An 18,888-nucleotide genomic window follows, 5' to 3' on the forward strand; every position below is an offset into this window, starting at 1 on the left:
ATTCAATTCGCAGGACTGCCTTACCGAAAATGATACTATGGTAATCTCTTTAAAAAGATGGATGCTTTCCATCCTCGCATACCTGCTCATACTACCAATTTTGGCTCAGTCCAATTTTGATGAGGCGCGATACCCATCGATTCCCAAAGCCATACAAGCAAACATATTGGCTGATAAAAAATCCTCCCTCATTTCCTGGGAACCACCGCGTGAGAGCGGAGAGATCATCATTGCTAGGTCAAATAGTATCATCGACACTCCGGAAAAGTTATATATCGCCGATTCCTTAGGAAGGTATAAATCAGGAGGAACTTCGGGGATAAAAAATTATTATGATTATAATTTAAAACCCGGTGCCTATTACTATGCCGTTGCTCTCGTTTCCGACGTTCGCAAAAGGGAAGTTAAATTATTTTCCGGTCAAAATTATACGATTGTACCTATCGTAATTGAAGAAACGGACGGTCCCTCTGAGGTCGGAGTAGGTCCGTTATTTCCTTCCGATGGCACCGTTTCAGCTGGATTTGTTTCAAACATAAAGGCAACGCTCGAAAAAAGAAACGTAAGATTAGAATGGAAACCGCCGCAAAATGCCATTGCAGGAAGAACCATTTATACTATTTATCGTTCCAATTCTCCGCTAACAACATTGCCTCTTTTCCAAAAAGCAGTGAAGCTGACTGAAGTTGGCCATCCGACTTTTACATTCCTCGACCAAAGTCTTGAAAAATCGCAAACAGTCTATTATGGAGTTTCGGTCAAAGATGGGAAAGGCGAAGAAGCCTTGCCGTTGGAAGATAAAAAATCAACCATACGTATCTTTTATGTAAAAAACAACGATTCGAATACGGCCGAAGTCATTCCCGACGATTCCTCTTCCCAGGATAAAAAAACAAAACCTGTGGTCACTGTACCAGTAGATCCGCCAGGTACGATGCATGTGCGAGGCGTTGGTTATGAGAGGGTTGGAAAAGGTGTCGTCATTAGTTGGCTTGCGTCTGAGGGAGCTGATGAATCTGTCATTTATTCTGTATATGCTTCGACCAAACCCTTAAACCAAGGTAGCAACTCTTTTGGCACGGGTTCGGTTGTTAAAGTAGCGAGCATTAACCATCCAAAGACGAATTTTTATATCAAAGAGCTAAAGGAAATGGAAGACCTCTATTTTGGGATCACGGCAAAGTCCAATTCTGTGAGTGAAGATTTTAATCTGAAAGAAAACGTTTCCTATTTTCGCTATGATTTCGGTAAAGATCTAACTGTTCCTACAGAGACCGACATTGCCAAGCCAGTTGAAAACAAGCTCGAAACAGATCCAAAAAAACAGGAAGATCCAAAGCTTGTCAACCAATCGGGAGTGATTCCCGCTGAATTACAATTATCGAATGATGATTCGACGATTCAGAATGAGGATCTAACATTGAATGCGACGGTTGATTATAATGTCTCCGAAGAGGAGTTGAATCGAATTATCAGAGAAACGGTTCTTCAAAAAAAATATGAACTCGGGGTTTACCGTTTGGAAAAATTTTTGACTGGTATTCGAAATTCGCATCTTCTAGGTAAGGCAAATTTTTATTTAGCAATCAGTTATTTAAAAACTGGTGAATCAAAAAAAGCACTTCGTTATCTGATGAAACGGGAAACAAAATCGTTTGCACCCGAAAGAACAGAATTTTGGACGAACCAAACATTGGAAAGAATAGGTAGGGGAAAAGTATGAATCGTTCTATCGTAGCACTGGCTGGATTTTTATTTATTTGCGCAGGCATTATTACTGCTTTTTATCAGACGACCATTGAATCGAAGTTAGATAAATCACAGAGTATATTAGAGAAAATCAAGGAAGGTGAGGAGTATCTCAAACAAACCAATCCTTCTAGTAAAGAAAAGGCTGTGAACATTTTTTCAGAGTTAGCTGGCAAGGAAGCATCGAGTGTTTACGAATTTAGAGTAAAATACAACCAAGCAAGGGCTCTTGAAAAAAATGGAGACCATTATCTCGCGTTAGATATTTATAAAAATCTCAGGACCAAGCCAAATCTGACCGATTCGGAACGAGACCAGCTTTCTTACTCTCTTGGAAATTTACTTTTAAAGCTTGACCAAGAAGCGGAAGGCAAAGGCCATTTGGAATCGGCATTACGAAGTTCGACTGATCAAAAATTGCGATCAAAAGTCTTACAGTCCCTAGGTGATTTTCAGTATAAACACAATCAATTTGAACCGGCGAGAAAAAATTATGTCTTAGCATTACAAGAAGATGCGAACAATACGGATGCGCGAATTGGTTGGGGCAGAACTTTAAGAAAACAAGGAAAGGATTGGGCATCGTTTGACGTGTTTGATGAATATATTGACACCGAAAATCAGTTAGCTGGAGCAAATGAAAAAGTTGTTGATGAATATAAGGATTCTGTTTTTGTGCAAGCAAAAGCGCTCTATTCCAAAAAAACATACTGGAAATCAATAGAACTTTTTCAAAAAGCACTCACTCTAAATCCGACTCCCTCCATCGAGGAAAATTCTCTTTATTATATTGCTTCTGCCTATGATGCGTTAGGAAGACAGTCGCAGGCATTAGAATTCATTAATAAAGCTTTGAATAATGCAAATTCATCATTAGACCAGGCAGCTCTTTACAAAAAAGGCACGATCTATTTTAGACAAGGCAAGTTTGCAAATGCAGCAGGCATCTTCCAGACTATCGTGGATAAATACCCTAAAAACCATATTACCGAAAAAGCAATCGCTTGGAAAAAAGAATCCATGGACCAAATCCAAGATTCTGATGAAGTCGGAAACACAACCACACAAGGATTAGATGAAGAATCTGTATCAGGAGATGATCGTAAGAGCTCAGTCTCTCCTCTGATGGAGAAAAACAAATCAAATTTCAATTCATCGAGTGACCTAGACTTCTGAGTTTAGGAACTCGTTGTTTATTATATTGTTTCGTGCTTCCTCTAGACCAAAAGTATTATAGATTTGTGGAACGATATCGCTAAGCGAATGGATCTTGTCTCTGAATATGTCCGCATATTTTCCATATAGAAATGTAGGTACAACATTTTCTGTATGATTTTTCTGACTTAAATCCTCCATATTTCCGTGATCACTCGTCACAATCAATGTATCCTTTTCCGTATCCATAGTAGATAAGATTCCATAGAAAAACTCTTCTAAATTATCTATGATCAATTTTGCTTTGTCCCAATCCATAGCATGCCCGACTTTATCTGTTAAAAAATATTCGTAAATGGTAACTTCGTAATCTTCAAACATTTTGAAAATAGAACTTCCTAAATCTCGAGGATCTCTTGGTGCAAGAAGAGGGTCGTCAATGGGTAAAAAATCTTTGGCAACTTGTCGCAAGATGTCATGGGTCAGGTCCATATACAACCCACGCCCGTTTCGAAGATCGTCCATATTTTTGAGAGGTCTCAGACTTGCCAGTTGGACCAATGTAGAGGCCGACACTAACTTTGGTTTTTCCACCACGTGTTGTAAGTAAGGTGCCGTGAAACAATTTAGAAAATCGGCAGCGATATGATTTTCAGCTAAAACTTTTAACATGCTGTATTTTTGAATGATCTTACGAAGGGTGATCGTAGGAAATCCGCTGACATGCCGGCCAAGGAGCTTAGCCCCATTGATGCCAGTCCAGATGGCAGTTTGGCCTGTTGCCGACTGAGGGAGCCCTGGAACTCCAAGGTGCGCATCGGTAGGAAGAACGTGTAGATTTCCGGCTAAAGTCGGCAGATTGGCGTCCTTAAGCGGTTTTCCGCCCAAAGGTGAGAAAATCCCTTGTGCGAATTTGGAGAAGGGATTGGTCTCGAGGTCATATTTGCCCATTCCAATTCCATCTAAAAAAACATAAAATATCATTACTTACCTTGGACTGTCGAATTTCAGAATTGCGCGCCGATAATAGTAAGGATGAACCGTAAATTTGGACAACTCACAATCTTAGGTGCGTTTATTTTTTTCGCTACCTTGATCGGTTGCATTTACTTGGGAATTGTCTCTATCATTGAAAATCGAGAACGAAGAATTAATTTTCTGGAAGCAATCGATGTAAAATATAATAGCAGTGAACGATTCATCTTCAGGCAAATCGAGTTTAGCCTAAGAGAAGGCGATTTGCCATATTACAGTCAGTTGGTGGGAGAGTCGATAAAATCAAAATTGGGTTTAAGCTCTGTAAAAATTTTTGATAAGTCTTTACGGCTCATCTACACATCCTCTCCTACAAATGAAATCTTTCAATCAGAACTACGTCATGATGAGAATCCGATCGAGCCTGGAAGTTCACGTCTACTGGCATCTGGCGAGAATGTCTATCGGTCCGTTTCTGGAGATTTTTTTGTCCAATATCCAAAACCTTACATTCCAAAACCTTTGCTTGAAAATCCTAACCTAGAATACGGATTCAGTTATTGGCTGTTTGATGATAAAACGGGTACCGTACATTTTACAAATGATTATAATCTTTTGAACGGAGATCGTGAGGTTAAAGATTTATTAAATTTATTTCAAGGCAATGAGGGACAAAAAATTTCCTGGCAAGTGAATGGACGTGATGGACTCTTAGAAAGATACAATACACCTTTCTATTCCATTTACATCATAGATTCAGGAAATTTTTTCCCCAAATGGGCTTTCCCTCGTGCGATTTTGATTTCACTTTTAACGTTTTCTGGGTTGTGTTTGTTGAAACTGACACTCGTGGTCTGGAATGGAAAAGCCTTTCCTCTTTCCAATCTGAGTAAAAAAAATATCCTCTTCTTTCTAATCAGTTTATTATTTTATCAGGGTATAACGTCTTACCTCCCTGATTTTCGGTATTACAAGCCATGGACAAAAATGAGATGGGAGCAATCAGAATCACTTTTATATCAATTAGAAAAGAACATTCTCAACCAAGTATCAGAAACGGATACGGATGTTGACATTAAGTCTAAACAATTCGATCCGATCGTAAAAGAATTTTACTTTTGGAAAGCTAATGAATCGACTTCCAGATTAACAAATCGATTCTCAATTGAGATTCATACTTTTTTAGAAAACTTAAATGCTTATGAATCTTCACGACTCATTGAATCGAATTTTGAATATTTGTTTATCGTTCCCATTCAAAATCAAAGCCAACAAAAAACGTATGTAATACTCGTCCTGGATCCTCTCCTGATGGGAGCAAAAAAAGAAAGAGATAGGGATGAATTTTACTTACCGAATAACTCCTTTCGACTTTCTGAGGATGCGTATGGTGAAAAATACAACATTCACCCCAAGTTATGGGACAATTCTATCCTGGCAAACGTTCGTCATCTAAAATCGGGTTTTTCGGAATTTTCTCTTTTTGGAAACCCATTTAAAGTATATGTTTATTCGCCTGGACTCAATATACCTTCTCTTACTGATGGACTCTTCTTATACAAGTCGGAAGGTGTATTTCAAATTCTAATTTATGTTTCCTTCTTTAGTTTTTTTCCCTTACTACTCTTGAGTTTACTTGCAAAATTTCGCAGAATAGAAAAGGAACTTCTGCCAGAGCCTGTGGCAACAAACGTGGAGGAAAGTGAGTTAGTGGAAGGAGAGGATCTCATTTCTGATTTGCACGCCGAGCCAGAAATACCCGTGGATTTAAAACCAAAAATCGAGCTAGAAGCGGAACAAGAAGCGATTGCCGAAACAAATAGCCCTGTTCATAATGGAGGAGTCATCGTGAAAAAGCAAATTCATCAGTACATTCCACCTAGCTTATGGAGTAAAATGGTCCCTTCCCTGCCGGGAGAGATACAAAAGAAGCGAGATACGATCTTCACTCCCGAATTAAAGAGTCTAGTGGAGCAGGTGACGACTTCTGAAATCAGCGTGGGTAGAAGGCAATCGGATGACCGAAAGATGCCAGCACTCTGGGCGATTCCTGAGGAAAAGAAGGTAGAGTATGCACTTCTCGATCGCGTCTACAGAGGCGATGAAGTTTCACTTGATGGCATTGTTGAATACACTCGAAATTTCATTCAAAGACTTGGCTCACCAAGATTTTCTTTTTTATTTTTAAATGATACTATTGGTTCCTATCATAGCCAAATTTCTTTTGGTCTAGACTATAACACACGATCCAATCTGATTTTTTTATACAATGATCCGTTTCTTCAATTCGATGACAAAGGTTATGCGGCGATCGAGATTAATGAAAAAGTGAAGTTGGATAAATTCATATCAAAGAAGTTTTCCTGGGAAATTTTAGCTCAGATTGAGACCATCCTTGCCTTTAATCTGGAAAATTCCGGCTTTCCTGGTCTGTTTCTCATTCTCCTCGACAAACAAGAAAAAACGAAATTTATGGAGCCCCATAAGAGGATGATCCTTGAAAAATTAAGGCAATTGATACCTGCACTTCATGTCCTTATGGAAAAGGAAGATAAGACTCCGGATCTATTTGAAGACAGTCTTTCTTGGATGGTTCGATCCTTCCTACAAGCGACGCTTGGCGGAAAACGGAATGCCTTTGTTTCTCATGTCATTTGGGAAAACTACCATCCAACCGATGCCAACGAAGCAAAAAAAGCGGCGATGTTGCAGGAAGTGACAAAAATTGTCGAGAGTAAGGATAGAGTGATAGAGAACTCACCAAATGCCTTTCTCGTGCTTAGCGAAAAGGACATTAAGGAACCTATGGAAAAACTTCTCAAATCCTATCCTTTCCCATATGAAACTCGTTATATGAAGTATCCTGATGATGGCGAAAACTATTATCTTTACATTTAGACTGATTTCACTTTTGATTCTGCTTGTTCCAAACCTTCAGGCTGAGACATCGCGTAAAAAAGAGGCAACGACTGCTCTAAAAAAACAAATTTTCGCCTACCATAGATCTGACGAGGAAACGAAGTCCATTCCCTATATAGAAAGGTATTTGGAACTTAGCCCCGCGGAAATTTATTTTAAGCTTTTGTATGCAAAGGCATTGCTTTATCGAACTGACTTAGAAGTACCAAAAAATGATGAGGCCATTGAATCACGCATTAACAAAAACAAAGCCATACAATCTAATTATACGAAATCCGCTAAAATTTTCCAAGAAAACGTGACTCATCTCCAAAAAATAAGACCACGGGATTCAAATTTAGGAAGATGGCTTTATTTATGGGCCTTTGCTGAATGGTTTTCAGATAACAAGGAAAAAGCGATAAAACTTTTTCAAAAATCAGTCAAACAAGATTACAGATTAACAGAATCGTATTATAATATTGCGGCGCTTTATGAATCACTAGGACAATGGCGAGATGCCGAACTTTACTGGCGCAAATATGAGAAAGCCGAGCGCGAGAAGGAGGAGGAAGATTAGTGGCAAAAATAGACAAACGATTTCAAATCCTTTTCTCAGAGGAAGAAATCCTCCTTCTAAAAAATGAGGCCGATAAGAGAGGGATTTCTCAAGGCGAACTTTTACGTCTAGCTCTCAGAAATGAGGTTACACATAAGTCAGATTTCTTGAAGATCAAGGCCATTCGTTCCCTAACAGAGGTTTTGGATTGAAATTTTATCTTAGCACTTCGCTTTTTATCCACTTACTGACATCACCAGATAAAAAGAAAATCGGCTCTGAGTTAGAGAACCTATTGCACGAAGGTCATAGATTTTATACCTCCGTTTATAGTTTATTATCCTTAATGAATCTGCTCAAAATGGAAAGTGCCGATAAGTGGCGTATGATTATTCACCAAATTGAGGAGCTTGTCGATGAAATCTTTCCTATAACGAAGACGGTATTAGAATTTTCTTTGGAGAACACCGAATCGACGTTACTTGCGCAAGAAGAGTTGATCGCGAAGATAAATGGAATGGATGAGTGGATTATCTGTGAGGAGGGGGCGAGTATCCCCTCAAAAAGTTTACCTCTGCGAAATTTCTTTGGGAAAGCTGACAGAAAGAGGTGAAGAGAGTTTGCTTTTCTGGTCGCGGCCTTCCCACTCATCAAAGAATCGATTGTAGGCAGCAATTTTGAAATAATATGTGATTCCTTCTTGGAAGAGAGCACCTCTCTTTTCATGCCTTGAAGAAAAAACAGGATCGAGCAGTGCCTTTGGAATCGATTTCGCATCTTCATCCGTTATATAGATATTGGAAATCAATGTATCTTCATCTGCACAGAATTTAAGATTTTTATAATCGGCATTCTCCGATTTCCCGTCTATAGTAGATATTTTTCCCTGGTTCGCATTAACAAATATAGTACCAATCATCCGATCAGGTTCGACTCCAAAATAGATAAGATAACCACCGTTCTCCTGGACTTCTCTTTCGTGATTGGAATTCCATGCAAAGCAAACCGTCTTTGCTTTTTCTCGAGAGAGAGAGACTCTAAAATTGGTTGGAATTTCCGGGGGAATTTGTTCTTTAATTTGGTAGTTTAAACCAAAAAGCGAAGGTGTGGATTTTCCTTGTGGATCAGAGCGTAACCATATTTTCCATTGGTGGAATTTAAATTTTGGGAGGAGTTTCGTATTCTTTGGGTCTTCTAAAGAAATCCACATAGGTCCCTTCGATTCCTCCTCCTGAAACTTCTGATTGCTCCCACGGAAAAAAACAGCTGTTTGGGTATCCTTTGGAGTCTCCATGGATGCGTTCCATTTTTCCAGAGTCGAATGGCTATACTTTGTAGCATAGACAGGAGATGTAACATAACTTCCATTGTGGGAGGCCAATTTTGTATCCTCTGCGAATTTGACACGATGATACCTGGAATAATCTCGTGCCCGTAATGGCTCACCCTTGTGAATGTGAAAACCGTCAATATTTCCGAAATAGGATTTTGCGAGAATCAAGTTGGAAGTATCAACCTCCGGAAATCCGATGCCAGCAATGCCAGAACCATCTGCTTCAAATTGAGCAGTCTGATATCCATTTTGAAAGAGGAGAATTCGATTAGAGATGGTATCGAAATAAATTGAGATGAAAATCCATTCTTTTCTGGGAAGTGTATTGGGAGATTGCAGGACCGCTGACACGGTAGTACCATTCTCTTTCATGATGAGTTGGTTTGCATAAAAAACCAATCGATTCTCTTCAATCTCCAAACTGAATCCGTACTTCTTGCCTTTGATAAAGACCGTCTTGTCCAATACTACTGAGGATGCACCTTGTTCACTTAAGTAGAGTGGAATGGTAATCGTAAATGGTTCCGGATGGGCATGGAAAAAATTTGATCCACTAACACCTAAATGGATTTGGTTTCTTTTACCTGAAAAGAAGGCAGATTTTTTCCCAAAAATCGAATATTTGGAATCACTTATATAGGAAGAGGAAACTACAGAAATAGTTTTTGCTGAATGGGACAGAGCGGATTCAGAAAATTCTGGGTTGGCGACATCACCTTCGAAGTCTAGGAAAATCTCACCACTCGTTGGAGTGTTTTCTTTGGCACGAAGGATGTCCTTTTTGCCCGCCTGGGTATCGAGAACGGCACCAGTCCGCTTCCAATCAGTTAGATTCGGACTTAAAAGTGTGACGTTCTCTTTGGCAATTAGCGAAGAGAGGGAAAATAAGAATATACTTAAGGCTTTTGCTCTTCGATAAGTTGTAGTCTTCGTTCGTGGCGTCCGCCCTCGAAAGGTGTTTCGATCCATTTTTGTACTATCCGTAGAGCCAGATCTGTCCCAAGAACTCGACCACCGAGCACGATGACATTGGCATCATTATGCCTTCTTGACATCTCAGCAGTAAATTCATCATGGCAAAGTGCCGCCCGAATTCCTGGAATTCGATTGGCTGCAATGGAAGCACCGATCCCCGTACCACAAAGGGCAATGAGTTTAGGAACTTCTCCGGCAAGTACTTTGCGGCAGGCGTCTTTGATCACGGTTGGGTAATCAACAGATGCTTCGCTCTTAGTACCGTAATCGACCAATTCGTAGCTTTCCTCTAGACTTTTCCTCAGGAATTCTTTTAAGGCGAATCCGCCATGGTCCGATGCGATGCCGATTTTTGGTTTCATCTTCATTTCTCCGTAAATTGTTTTAGATAAGTCAGGTAGGATGCGCGTGATTCCACCGAAAGGGAAAATAGAAATCGTTCTCTTTCCCTGAGAAGCGCACCGTAACGAGCTTTCAACTCCTCTCGGAAGTTTTTTGCCTCGTCTTTCCATTCTTCGTCTTCCATCTGGATGGCGGCTATTGTCCGTTCCCGGATTTCAGAAACCAAGGCGATTCTTGTCGCATAGTATTCTTCTACCAATTTTGCCTCAACAGGAGTTAGGTGAAACTCTCTGTCAGAATTGAGAAGGATCTTTCGTTCGATGCGGCTGAGATGGCTCTCTCGGAAGGCTGAATTCTCAAAGGAACGGGCGAGCTCCTCGCGATCATCTTTCGTGTTCAAAAATTTCCTGAGACAAATCACTGAGCCCAAACGTGCATTCGTGGAATCGGTTGCATACTCAGCGATTTCCTTGTCTGCAAATTCTGCGACGGATCTCGATAATTGCCCGACAAAAGATGCAGATTGAAGGTTCACATAACATTCCTTAGCTTCTTTTGCATAAGGGAGTCCTTCAGCGATCCAGATGGAAGTCGCATTTAGGGTTGTGATGGCAAAAAGTATGAAAATGCTACTGAATCGGTACATGGGAGAATCTTAGGCTTTTCGCTCAAATTCTTTCATATAGGAAATGAGTGTTTCGATGCCAGACTTAGGCATGGCATTGTAAATGGAGGCTCGAAATCCTCCAACATCTCTATAACCTTTCAGTCCACAAAGTCCTGCACTTTCAGCTCCTTCAAGAAACGCCTTATCAAGAGCTGTATCCTTTAGTCGAAAAATAGCATTCATAACAGAACGATTGTTTGGTGGCACGGGTGCAGTATACAAAGAAGAGGAATCGATAGAGCTATAAAGTAATGCTGCCTTTTCCTCATTTTCTTTTTCCATCACCTCTAAGCCCCCTTTTTTCAGTAACCACTGAAAGACAAGATTCGCTATGTAGATGGAGTAAGTGGGAGGTGTATTGTAGACGGAACCGCTTTTTTCCATTAAAGCATAATTCATCAAATTAGGTATGGGATGCTTTTGTAGCGGCAATTTTTCTTTGTCATAGATAACAATAGTTAATCCAGAGGGACCGATGTTTTTTTGTGCCCCCGCAAAAATCACCGAAAAATCTTCTATGTTTAGTTTCCGACTGAGGAGTTCACTTGTCATGTCCGCAACTAAAGGGGTCTTTTTAACTTTTGGAATTTTTCCATACCGAGTCCCATAAATCGTATTATTGGAAGTGATATAAACATATTTGGCTTTGTCCGAGATCAGATCGTCCGTGATTTCTGGAATTTCCATATAACCTGACGGTTTGCCATCAAAAATCGATTTGACCCCAGGATAGAATTTTTGTGCTTCTAGAAATGCCTTGGCTGCCCAAACTCCCGTTTGTGCAAAATCCGCACTCTCGCCTGCGGCAAGATAATTGAGTGGGATGGCGGAAAATTGAAGCGTTGCACCACCAGGAAAATAAACGACTCCATACCTTTCCGGTATCTGGAGCAGGGTGCGAAGGGAGGCAAGGGATTCATCTAGGATGCTTTGAAAGTGGGCCTCTCTGTGGCTCATTTCCATGACACTCATGCCCGAGCCTTGGTAATTGAGGAATTCTCCCTGTGCTTTTTCCATAACTTCCGTCGGAAGCATGGCAGGACCCGCATTAAAATTGTAAATTCTAGAAGTAAACTTTCCCATCTCCCCTCCAAATTCCGACGCTAAAGCCTGGGGTAAATATCTTTTTCGTCTGACAAAACTTGCTTTGCAGATTCGCTTCTTCCGAGTATACTTGGCGCATTCTTTAAATAAAAATTCAAGAGGGTGAAATGAGAATATTTCGCACTGCCACGTTGTTGGTGTTTGCTGTTGCTTTAGGTCTTTCCGCTCAATCAAAGGCTCCACTTGGAGAATCCGAGTTTCAAGGAGTGAAACGGATTGAGTTTATCAACAAGTCTTACAAAAGGGCTTCGTCTGATATCGTGCAAGAAAATCAGGAATTGGGTAAAAAATTAGCCCAGGGCATCCAAAAAGGCGATTCCAGTGTGACCGGTGGCGTATCCATTCAAAGAATTCAGCCAGGGAAGGATGGAAAGTTAGGTGCCGATATTTTGACAATCAGTGAATCCACATCTTTTGATCATGTGAATTCTATCATTCGGATTGTTGCTTCTTACGTGGAAACATCCTTCCAATACAAAGCAGGTGGGGCAGACACTTTAGGACAGTATTTAATTTATTATAATGCGGCTCATAGAAAGGATTTAAAATATTTTTCTTCCAAATATACGGAAGAAGTGACTAAGCTTCTAACGGCTGATAAGGTTGGACTTGATACAAACTATAAAAATTGGTCAGGTAAAACTCAGCTCATCATCCCGATCGAAAAAAACATCCTGAAAGATGGCGGCAAAGACGTAACAACGGACGAGCTCGAAAAAGATGTTAATAAAATCGTAAAAGATAAAGAAAAAGATCCTGCGACAAAACAAAAAATGCAGGAGGAAGCCAAAAAAATGGACACTCTTCAAACTGAAAAGTTAAAAGAGGAAAAGAAAATTGTCCAAGATAAAAAACAAGAAGTTGCTAAAGAACAAAAAGAAGTTGAGCAAAAGAAAGAAGAGATAAAGAAAAAAGAGGCAACAGAAGTTGCAAAGCTCAACGAGTTAAAAAAAGACCCAGTTAAAAACAAAGTAGAGATCGAAAAAAAGACAGAAGAAGTCAAAGCGATCCAACAAGAAGTGGCAAAAACAGAACAGCAGGCCGCTGTTGTGGAAGCTAAGAAAGATGAGCTCGATAAAAAAGAAGAACAAATTGCTGCTAAAGAAGAAGCAAGAAAAGACGGAAACACGACATCGACTGACGGAACAAAGACGGAAGAAGCAGTGAAAGTAGCCGAACAGAAAGTCGAAGTTTTAAAAAGTGAACTCCAGGAAGTAAAAGAAGAGCTAAAGAAAAAAGAAGAACAAAGTGACAATGTCATAAATAACAAAATTCTTTTTATGAAATTCATAAAGTATGATGCAGACGGTCACTACTCTAATGAACTTTGGGCCATTGACACAACCAAAGACGACGCACTCTACAAAAGCCCATACAACAACATTTGTTCCAAGGACTTTAAAGAAATCGCTAACCAAGGCGTTCTCGTTTTAGGATATGATGGTGAAAAAATTGAAACCAGAAAACACAAATTGGTTTTACTTGATCCTGATAAATTAGCGGTCAAAAAGACGAGCGATGCAGCCGACATTTTCTGGCGAACACCGATGATCAACCGTGATGACAAGATCTATGTGGTAGAAAAGTTCCAGGACAAATACCATGTTTCAAGGTTCAAAAGCGACTTAACCTTTGAAACGCGCTCTGCCGAAGGCATTGAAGAAAATTCCGAAATTACATTTTTCGGTGATAAACTTTATGTAACTGGAAAACCGAAAGAAGGGGATAAGACGACCATTAAGGTATTCAAGAAAGAAGATTTGAGCCTCATCAAAACGATTGCTCCGTAATTGAGTCTAAAACAAACCTTGTAATGAATCCGATGTAGAAATACATCGGATTTTTTTTAATCTTTCAAATACTCGATTCTTTCCCGTATGGATTCGTTTGAAGGGATTTTTTTGGCAAGGTCTTCTAGCATCTTAATCGCTTTCACTTTTTTACCCATCACATCCCAGAGGTCAGAAAGTTCCAGGGCAGGCCTTGGATCGTTAGGTGACTTGGATAAGAGAGATACATAAATCTCCTCAGCTTTTTCGAGGTCTCCGATGAGTCTGAGTGCTGCCGCTTTTCCGAGTAAGGCGAAATAATCATCACCAGAAGCAAGAATTTTATTGAAACATTCGAGAGCTTTATCGAATTTCCCTAGCCCTCGTAGAGAATCGGCATATCGGTTGATGATGAGCTTATTATCTGGGTCGAATTCTAATATTTTTTCCCAATAGAGAATGGCTGTTTCAAATTCTTTTTTCCCACGAAATGATTCGGCGAGTCCATAAAGGGCAAAGAAATTTTTAGAGTCTAGGTTTTTAGCCCTTTCATAGTAAATGATCGCTTTTTCAAAATCCTTTATCTTGCGATAGCTATTGCCGATCTCCGTTAGTATTTTGATGTTGTTTGGTTGGCTAGATAAAAGTTTTTCCCACCAATGAATGGCTTCAGCATAACGTTGGCAGGCGAAAAATAAATGACCGAGACCAACGATCACATACTGATCGTTAGGATTGATCTGAAGTGCTTCCATATAATACACTTCCGACTCTTTGAAGTTTTTTAATTTGCGATGGGCGTCTGCAACGCGTGAGAGAATACTCGCATCGGTAATGGTTATGTGATGGAATTCCTCGGCAACTTCTATAATTTTTTTTAGACTACTTAAGTCACGATAACAATTCATGATTCCCATCAGGGAAAATTTATTAGCTGAATCACCAGCCAAACATTTGCGATAGTATTTGATCGCCTCTTCTGGCTGTTTTGTTTTGGCATAATAATCACCGAGACCGACAAGACCATAGGTATTTGTAGGATCTTCATCGAGCAATATTTCCAATCGCTCTTTCGCCTCTTTGAACCGGCTTTGGTCTAGAAAACGATATGCCTCTTTAGCAAGAGCTTTGATTTTTAAGAATTTTTCGTCTTCGGGCGGTTTTTCTAATTCGGTATTTTCCATATGGATCGGCTTCAGAAACACCTTGAAAATTTAAGGAGCAAAAATCGACTCAAAAACGAGAGAACATTGACGAAACACCCTTTTTTGAGGGAATGGCAGTGGGGGAACGCACATGTCAACAGTAACTGAAGCTATCACTGGAGCCAGGTTAATGGTAGAACTTTTGGAAGAAGCAGGCGTTGAAATCGTCTTCGGATATCCAGGTGGAGCGATCCTTCCCTTCTACGACGAACTCTATCATAGTAAGAAAATAAAACACATTCTTGTCAGACACGAGCAGGGCGCCATACATATGGCAGAAGGTTATGCTCGTTCTACAGGCAAATTGGGTGTTTGCATTGCAACCTCAGGGCCTGGTGCTACCAACTTGATCACTGGCCTTACGGATGCTAAATTGGATTCCATTCCCATCCTTGCCATCACTGGACAAGTTGCCACCACAGACATTGGGACAGATGCGTTCCAAGAAGCAGATATATTCGGAATCACCATCCCCATTACCAAATACAATGCACTGATCAAAAATGCAGATGACTTATCTCGTCACTTTGAAGAAGCCATGAAGATTGCCATGGGCGGCAGGCCTGGGCCTGTGCTTCTCGACTTTCCGAAAGATGTACAAAACCAGAAAACAACTGTTCGTAAAGCAACCTCTCTGAAAATTGCAAAACACCATTATGAAAGGCAAACGGTAAAAGGAGATCCACAGGAATTTGCAGAGGCGTTGAACAATGCGAAACGTCCTCTTCTATATGTCGGAGGTGGTGCGATCAACTCTTTTGCTTCAGCCGAAATACGCGCATTAGCTGAAAAGGCAAATGCACCTGTCACCACGACTCTGATGGGGCTTGGCGCTTTCCCGGGTACCCATCCCTTGAGTGTCGGCATGCTTGGTATGCATGGAACCGCTTACGCGAATAAGGCTGTCCTTGAATGTGATTATATTCTAAATCTTGGAGCCAGGTTCGATGACCGTGTTGCTCGTAAGTTTGATTTTGCACCTGATGCGGTCAGAGCACATATTGATATTGATGCTTCGGAGTTCAATAAAAGGGTGAATGTCAGCCACATACTCAACGGAGATTTAAAAGATGCCGTTCGTGAAATTTTGCCGTTCATTAAAACCTCTGATCGAAGTGCTTGGATCCAGCGAATTGCAGATTTGAAAAAAGACCATCCGCTAGATTACGATCACTCAAAAGAAGAAATTAAGCCGCAAGATTTTCTGAACAGAGTGTATGCAAGAACCAAAGGCAAAGCGATTGTTTCTACGGATGTAGGTCAGCACCAAATGTGGGCCGCTCAATACTTCCTTTTTGATGAACCAAACACTTGGCTCACCTCAGGAGGACTAGGAACGATGGGGTATGGACTACCGGCTGCCATTGGAGCTAAGTTTGGAAATCCTGATAAGACAGTCATTTGTGTTACAGGAGACGGAAGTTTTCAGATGTGCATTCAGGAATTAGCAACCATCGCACAATCGAAATTAGGTGTAAAGATACTTCTTTTTAATAATAATTTCCTCGGTATGGTTCGGCAATGGCAGGAGTTATTCTATGAAAATCGATTTAGCGAATCTCAATGGACTTATAATCCCAACTTTGTGAAGTTAGCGGAGTCTTACGACATCCCAGCGATGAAGATTTCTAGAAAAGATGAGATAGATAAGGGAATTGATTTTTTTCTAAAAGATGATGGCTCAGCACTCATCGAAGTGATGATACCTGCAGAGGAGAAAGTTTTTCCGATGATCCCTTCTGGAAAATCCCAAAAAGATCTAATTGAATTTAAGGACCTGGCCAAGTTAAAAAAATGAAACACACACTTAGCATTCTTGTAAACAACCATCCTGGGGTCATGAGTCATGTCTCTGGGCTTTTTACGCGTCGTGGTTATAACATCGATTCTATTGCCGTAGGTGTAACGGATAACTTGGAAGTGTCCTCTATGACCATCGTTTTGAATGGGGACGAAACCATTGTAGGTCAGGTAAAAAATCAGTTATTAAAACTTCCTGATGTGCTAAAGGTTCAGGATATGGCCTATGCCAGTACGGTCCAAAGGGAGCTTGTCCTCATCTCTGTTTCCATAAGCGAAGTGAACAGGGCCGAAGCCCTAACCGTGTGCAATGGATTTGGAGCCAATATCCTAGAGATGACGGAGGATTCCCTTCTCATAGAATTCTCTGGCAATAGCAGACAAGTTGGAAATGTGATCACTCTCATGAAACACTTTGGAATTCGGGAAATTTCAAGAACCGGCCAAATTGCTCTCGCCTACCGAAACCAGGATGCGAGCTAATCGAAGTTCTTCTACATCCTAACTTCTTACTTGACCTTTTCTAATTCTTAAAATAGTTTTTCTAGGGTGGTGGAACCCAGAAAAACTATGATTAAAAAAAACTTACATTCAACGTTTTCTATTCTATTATTATATTTGCATTTGGGTGCTTTCTTTTCTCTAAAGTCCCAAGAAAAAGTGCCTTATGAGAAAAATCCTAATCGTGTTTCCTTCGTCGAGTATTCTTTTCCTTCGAGCGCACCTCGAGAATGGAATGACTACAAAATGTTACCTGAACCTAAGTTAGATGATCTAAGGCTTCGCTTTCCGAAAAAATTTCCTTCAGCGTATGTAGGACCCGATGGGGGAGAAGTATACCTTTGGAAACCTGGTCTCTACAAATGGACTCGAGTGGATGGCTCCGTGTTTCAAGAATGGGAGAATGGCAGTTGGAAATTCCAAATTCCAGATCATATTACTATTGAAAGTTTTAGAGCTTCCTGCAACGGCTGCGGTGCTACGTACCGCTATACTTGGAGCGATGGTACAGAAATAAATAAGACATGGGTTCCGCATAGAAAAGAATATGCTGTCTCCTTTCAAAACGAAAAAACAACTCCTGCTTTAAATTGGCTGATTCCTGATCCAGATAAATTTTCAAAAAATCGAATCTCCATTGGCCCTTATGAATTTTATTATTCAGATAATTGGAATTTTTATCTGCACGGACTCCGTGAATCGTTCAATGCAAATGCTTATCTGCAGGATGTTGAGCGGGAGTATGGACTTTCTAATAAAGGCCGTATACCTGTTCTTCTCTTTGATAAGAGTAGTGATTTCGTAGCATATAACGGGCGTAATCTTCCTGGTGTTTCTTCAGAAGGAGGCTTCGGTGGTCAAGATTCCATCGTTTTGTGTTGCGGAAATACTCTCAAACAATCCACAGGCAATGCGGTTGTGGATTTAGATACGCAGATGAGAACTTATTTCGGAACTTTTTATCACGAGGCGACGCATAATCTTCATCAGATAGAGTGCCTGTCAAAACGATCGGGTAAGGCGGGATTACCTCTCCAAAATCATGATGATCCTTGGTTTGTAGAAGGATTTGCCAATCACGTCGCTTCCACTTTTTTCCCACAAAAGCGTGCTGAAATCTACGAACAACTCGCCAAAAAAATAACAACAGGTAAAATCCCTAGAGATTTTGATCAAATGATAAAAGCGGAATATAGTGACCTTCTTCCTTATTCCCTAGGTGCCTATTTAGTGGAATATATGCATAGGGAATATGGTAAAGAAGCGATACAAAATTACATACACCTTAGCTGTGTTGGTAAACCTACTCGCGAGGTAGTAAAAGAGGTCACAGGGAAGGAGGCATCTCGCTTTTATTCTGATGCTGTCGCGGATTTCCAGGTAATTTATCCAAAATCGAAAAAACAAATCAATCTTTGGAAATTCGGACATCTAACGAAAATTAATCCAGTCAATCCGAAAGAATTTGAAAGATTTCAAAAAACAAGGATAAAACTTCCAAGTAGTGTTCTTCAAGTAAAATCCATAACGGAAGTTCCTGATTTAAAACAAATCTTTGAAGCAGATATTTCTAGTTATGCGGGGGAAGTCGAAGGTGACTTTTTTGGTTTAAATGGAGAGAGGTTTTATTTATGGAAACAAGGAAATTATAAGTGGTATGATGATGACTATGAATTGTTCTTTAATCCAGAAAATTCCATCATTTTAAGATATAAAAGTTGGGAAATAATCAATTGGTCAAACGGACAAAAGAAAATTGTCGCCCCTGATGGAACTTCTGCCGTTTTTTGGAACGAGGAACAAAAGGCTTATTATGCGAAGGATGGTAGCCCTTTGTGATATTCATTCACAAAGGG

At 40.2% G+C, this 18,888-nt stretch carries 16 protein-coding genes; 10 read left to right on the plus strand and 6 right to left on the minus strand.

The annotated features are described in order from the left end of the window. Positions 1–37 precede the first annotated feature (37 nt). Both EHQ58_RS11635 and EHQ58_RS11640 read left to right on the plus strand, forming a co-directional pair. Positions 38–1,723, plus strand: coding sequence for a tetratricopeptide repeat protein (locus EHQ58_RS11635; protein WP_246047340.1), 1,686 nt, complete (start codon positions 38–40; stop codon positions 1,721–1,723). After that, complete coding sequence (locus EHQ58_RS11640) at positions 1,720–2,925, plus strand: tetratricopeptide repeat protein (RefSeq protein ID WP_135624057.1); 1,206 nt, start codon at positions 1,720–1,722, stop codon at positions 2,923–2,925. The genes EHQ58_RS11635 and EHQ58_RS11640 overlap by 4 nt, the downstream gene beginning before the upstream one ends. On the opposite strand, the gene EHQ58_RS11645 is transcribed toward EHQ58_RS11640, so the two are convergent. After that, complete coding sequence (locus tag EHQ58_RS11645) at positions 2,914–3,888, minus strand: alkaline phosphatase family protein (RefSeq protein WP_135624058.1); 975 nt, start codon at positions 3,886–3,888, stop codon at positions 2,914–2,916. The genes EHQ58_RS11640 and EHQ58_RS11645 overlap by 12 nt on opposite strands. A gap of 51 nt (positions 3,889–3,939) precedes the next feature. Here EHQ58_RS11645 and EHQ58_RS11650 point away from each other — a divergent pair, with 51 nt between their 5' ends. Genes EHQ58_RS11650 through EHQ58_RS11665 form a run of 4 tightly spaced genes read left to right on the plus strand, consistent with a single transcriptional unit; the run spans position 3,940 to position 7,949 of the window. Beyond that, positions 3,940–6,777, plus strand: coding sequence for a hypothetical protein (locus EHQ58_RS11650; protein ID WP_135624059.1), 2,838 nt, complete (start codon positions 3,940–3,942; stop codon positions 6,775–6,777). Then, positions 6,749–7,357, plus strand: coding sequence for a tetratricopeptide repeat protein (locus tag EHQ58_RS11655; protein ID WP_135624060.1), 609 nt, complete (start codon positions 6,749–6,751; stop codon positions 7,355–7,357). The genes EHQ58_RS11650 and EHQ58_RS11655 overlap by 29 nt, the downstream gene beginning before the upstream one ends. Continuing rightward, a complete protein-coding gene (locus EHQ58_RS11660; RefSeq protein WP_135624061.1) occupies positions 7,357–7,548 on the plus strand; it encodes a ribbon-helix-helix domain-containing protein in 192 nt (63 codons plus the stop codon). The genes EHQ58_RS11655 and EHQ58_RS11660 overlap by 1 nt, the downstream gene beginning before the upstream one ends. After that, complete coding sequence (locus EHQ58_RS11665) at positions 7,545–7,949, plus strand: hypothetical protein (RefSeq protein WP_135624062.1); 405 nt, start codon at positions 7,545–7,547, stop codon at positions 7,947–7,949. The genes EHQ58_RS11660 and EHQ58_RS11665 overlap by 4 nt, the downstream gene beginning before the upstream one ends. Here EHQ58_RS11665 and EHQ58_RS11670 read toward each other — a convergent pair. Genes EHQ58_RS11670 through serC form a run of 4 tightly spaced genes read right to left on the minus strand, consistent with a single transcriptional unit; the run spans position 7,905 to position 11,736 of the window. After that, entirely contained in the window at positions 7,905–9,638 is a 1,734-nt protein-coding gene (locus tag EHQ58_RS11670; RefSeq protein ID WP_246047341.1) for a concanavalin A-like lectin/glucanase, read from the minus strand. The two genes, EHQ58_RS11665 and EHQ58_RS11670, sit on opposite strands and share 45 nt — an antisense overlap. After that, entirely contained in the window at positions 9,566–10,006 is a 441-nt protein-coding gene (gene rpiB / locus EHQ58_RS11675) for a ribose 5-phosphate isomerase B (RefSeq protein ID WP_135624063.1), read from the minus strand. Before rpiB ends, EHQ58_RS11670 begins: the two co-directional genes overlap by 73 nt. Before the next feature lie 2 nt (positions 10,007–10,008). Continuing rightward, positions 10,009–10,632 carry a hypothetical protein gene (locus tag EHQ58_RS11680; RefSeq protein WP_135624064.1) on the minus strand — a complete coding sequence of 208 codons (624 nt, stop codon included), beginning with the start codon at positions 10,630–10,632 and terminating at the stop codon, positions 10,009–10,011. 9 nt (positions 10,633–10,641) lie between these two features. Further along, on the minus strand, positions 10,642–11,736 hold the full coding sequence (gene serC, locus EHQ58_RS11685) for a 3-phosphoserine/phosphohydroxythreonine transaminase (protein WP_135624065.1): 1,095 nt from the start codon (positions 11,734–11,736) through the stop codon (positions 10,642–10,644). 128 nt (positions 11,737–11,864) lie between these two features. Here serC and EHQ58_RS11690 point away from each other — a divergent pair, with 128 nt between their 5' ends. After that, entirely contained in the window at positions 11,865–13,547 is a 1,683-nt protein-coding gene (locus tag EHQ58_RS11690; protein WP_135624066.1) for a P83/100 family protein, read from the plus strand. A gap of 56 nt (positions 13,548–13,603) precedes the next feature. Here EHQ58_RS11690 and EHQ58_RS11695 read toward each other — a convergent pair whose 3' ends face one another. After that, positions 13,604–14,710 (minus strand): tetratricopeptide repeat protein, encoded by a 1,107-nt coding sequence (locus EHQ58_RS11695; RefSeq protein ID WP_135624067.1) that lies wholly within the window; start codon positions 14,708–14,710, stop codon positions 13,604–13,606. 112 nt (positions 14,711–14,822) lie between these two features. Between EHQ58_RS11695 and ilvB the strand changes: the two genes are divergently transcribed. From ilvB to EHQ58_RS11710, 3 genes are all read left to right on the plus strand, one after another. Beyond that, the gene (ilvB, locus tag EHQ58_RS11700) at positions 14,823–16,529 is read left to right on the plus strand and encodes a biosynthetic-type acetolactate synthase large subunit (protein ID WP_135624068.1); all 1,707 of its coding nucleotides are present in this window, start codon (positions 14,823–14,825) and stop codon (positions 16,527–16,529) included. Continuing rightward, a complete protein-coding gene (ilvN, locus tag EHQ58_RS11705) occupies positions 16,526–17,014 on the plus strand; it encodes an acetolactate synthase small subunit (RefSeq protein WP_135624069.1) in 489 nt (162 codons plus the stop codon). The genes ilvB and ilvN overlap by 4 nt, the downstream gene beginning before the upstream one ends. Before the next feature lie 87 nt (positions 17,015–17,101). Beyond that, complete coding sequence (locus tag EHQ58_RS11710; RefSeq protein ID WP_135624070.1) at positions 17,102–18,871, plus strand: hypothetical protein; 1,770 nt, start codon at positions 17,102–17,104, stop codon at positions 18,869–18,871. Positions 18,872–18,888: the final 17 nt, after the last annotated feature.

This window comes from Leptospira ognonensis, assembly GCF_004770745.1.
GTDB lineage: Bacteria > Spirochaetota > Leptospiria > Leptospirales > Leptospiraceae > Leptospira_A > Leptospira_A ognonensis.

What these genes read in the sequence shown, in the direction of transcription:
- EHQ58_RS11635 (WP_246047340.1), top strand. Translation starts at nt 38, where the DNA reads ATGGTAATCTCTTTAAAAAGATGGATGCTTTCCATCCTCGCATACCTG.
- EHQ58_RS11640 (WP_135624057.1), top strand. Translation starts at nt 1,720, where the DNA reads ATGAATCGTTCTATCGTAGCACTGGCTGGATTTTTATTTATTTGCGCA.
- EHQ58_RS11645 (WP_135624058.1), bottom strand. Translation starts at nt 3,888, where the DNA reads ATGATATTTTATGTTTTTTTAGATGGAATTGGAATGGGCAAATATGAC.
- EHQ58_RS11650 (WP_135624059.1), top strand. Translation starts at nt 3,940, where the DNA reads ATGAACCGTAAATTTGGACAACTCACAATCTTAGGTGCGTTTATTTTT.
- EHQ58_RS11655 (WP_135624060.1), top strand. Translation starts at nt 6,749, where the DNA reads ATGGCGAAAACTATTATCTTTACATTTAGACTGATTTCACTTTTGATT.
- EHQ58_RS11670 (WP_246047341.1), bottom strand. Translation starts at nt 9,638, where the DNA reads ATGGATCGAAACACCTTTCGAGGGCGGACGCCACGAACGAAGACTACA.
- rpiB (WP_135624063.1), bottom strand. Translation starts at nt 10,006, where the DNA reads ATGAAACCAAAAATCGGCATCGCATCGGACCATGGCGGATTCGCCTTA.
- EHQ58_RS11680 (WP_135624064.1), bottom strand. Translation starts at nt 10,632, where the DNA reads ATGTACCGATTCAGTAGCATTTTCATACTTTTTGCCATCACAACCCTA.
- serC (WP_135624065.1), bottom strand. Translation starts at nt 11,736, where the DNA reads ATGGGAAAGTTTACTTCTAGAATTTACAATTTTAATGCGGGTCCTGCC.
- EHQ58_RS11690 (WP_135624066.1), top strand. Translation starts at nt 11,865, where the DNA reads ATGAGAATATTTCGCACTGCCACGTTGTTGGTGTTTGCTGTTGCTTTA.
- EHQ58_RS11695 (WP_135624067.1), bottom strand. Translation starts at nt 14,710, where the DNA reads ATGGAAAATACCGAATTAGAAAAACCGCCCGAAGACGAAAAATTCTTA.
- ilvB (WP_135624068.1), top strand. Translation starts at nt 14,823, where the DNA reads ATGTCAACAGTAACTGAAGCTATCACTGGAGCCAGGTTAATGGTAGAA.
- ilvN (WP_135624069.1), top strand. Translation starts at nt 16,526, where the DNA reads ATGAAACACACACTTAGCATTCTTGTAAACAACCATCCTGGGGTCATG.
- EHQ58_RS11710 (WP_135624070.1), top strand. Translation starts at nt 17,102, where the DNA reads ATGATTAAAAAAAACTTACATTCAACGTTTTCTATTCTATTATTATAT.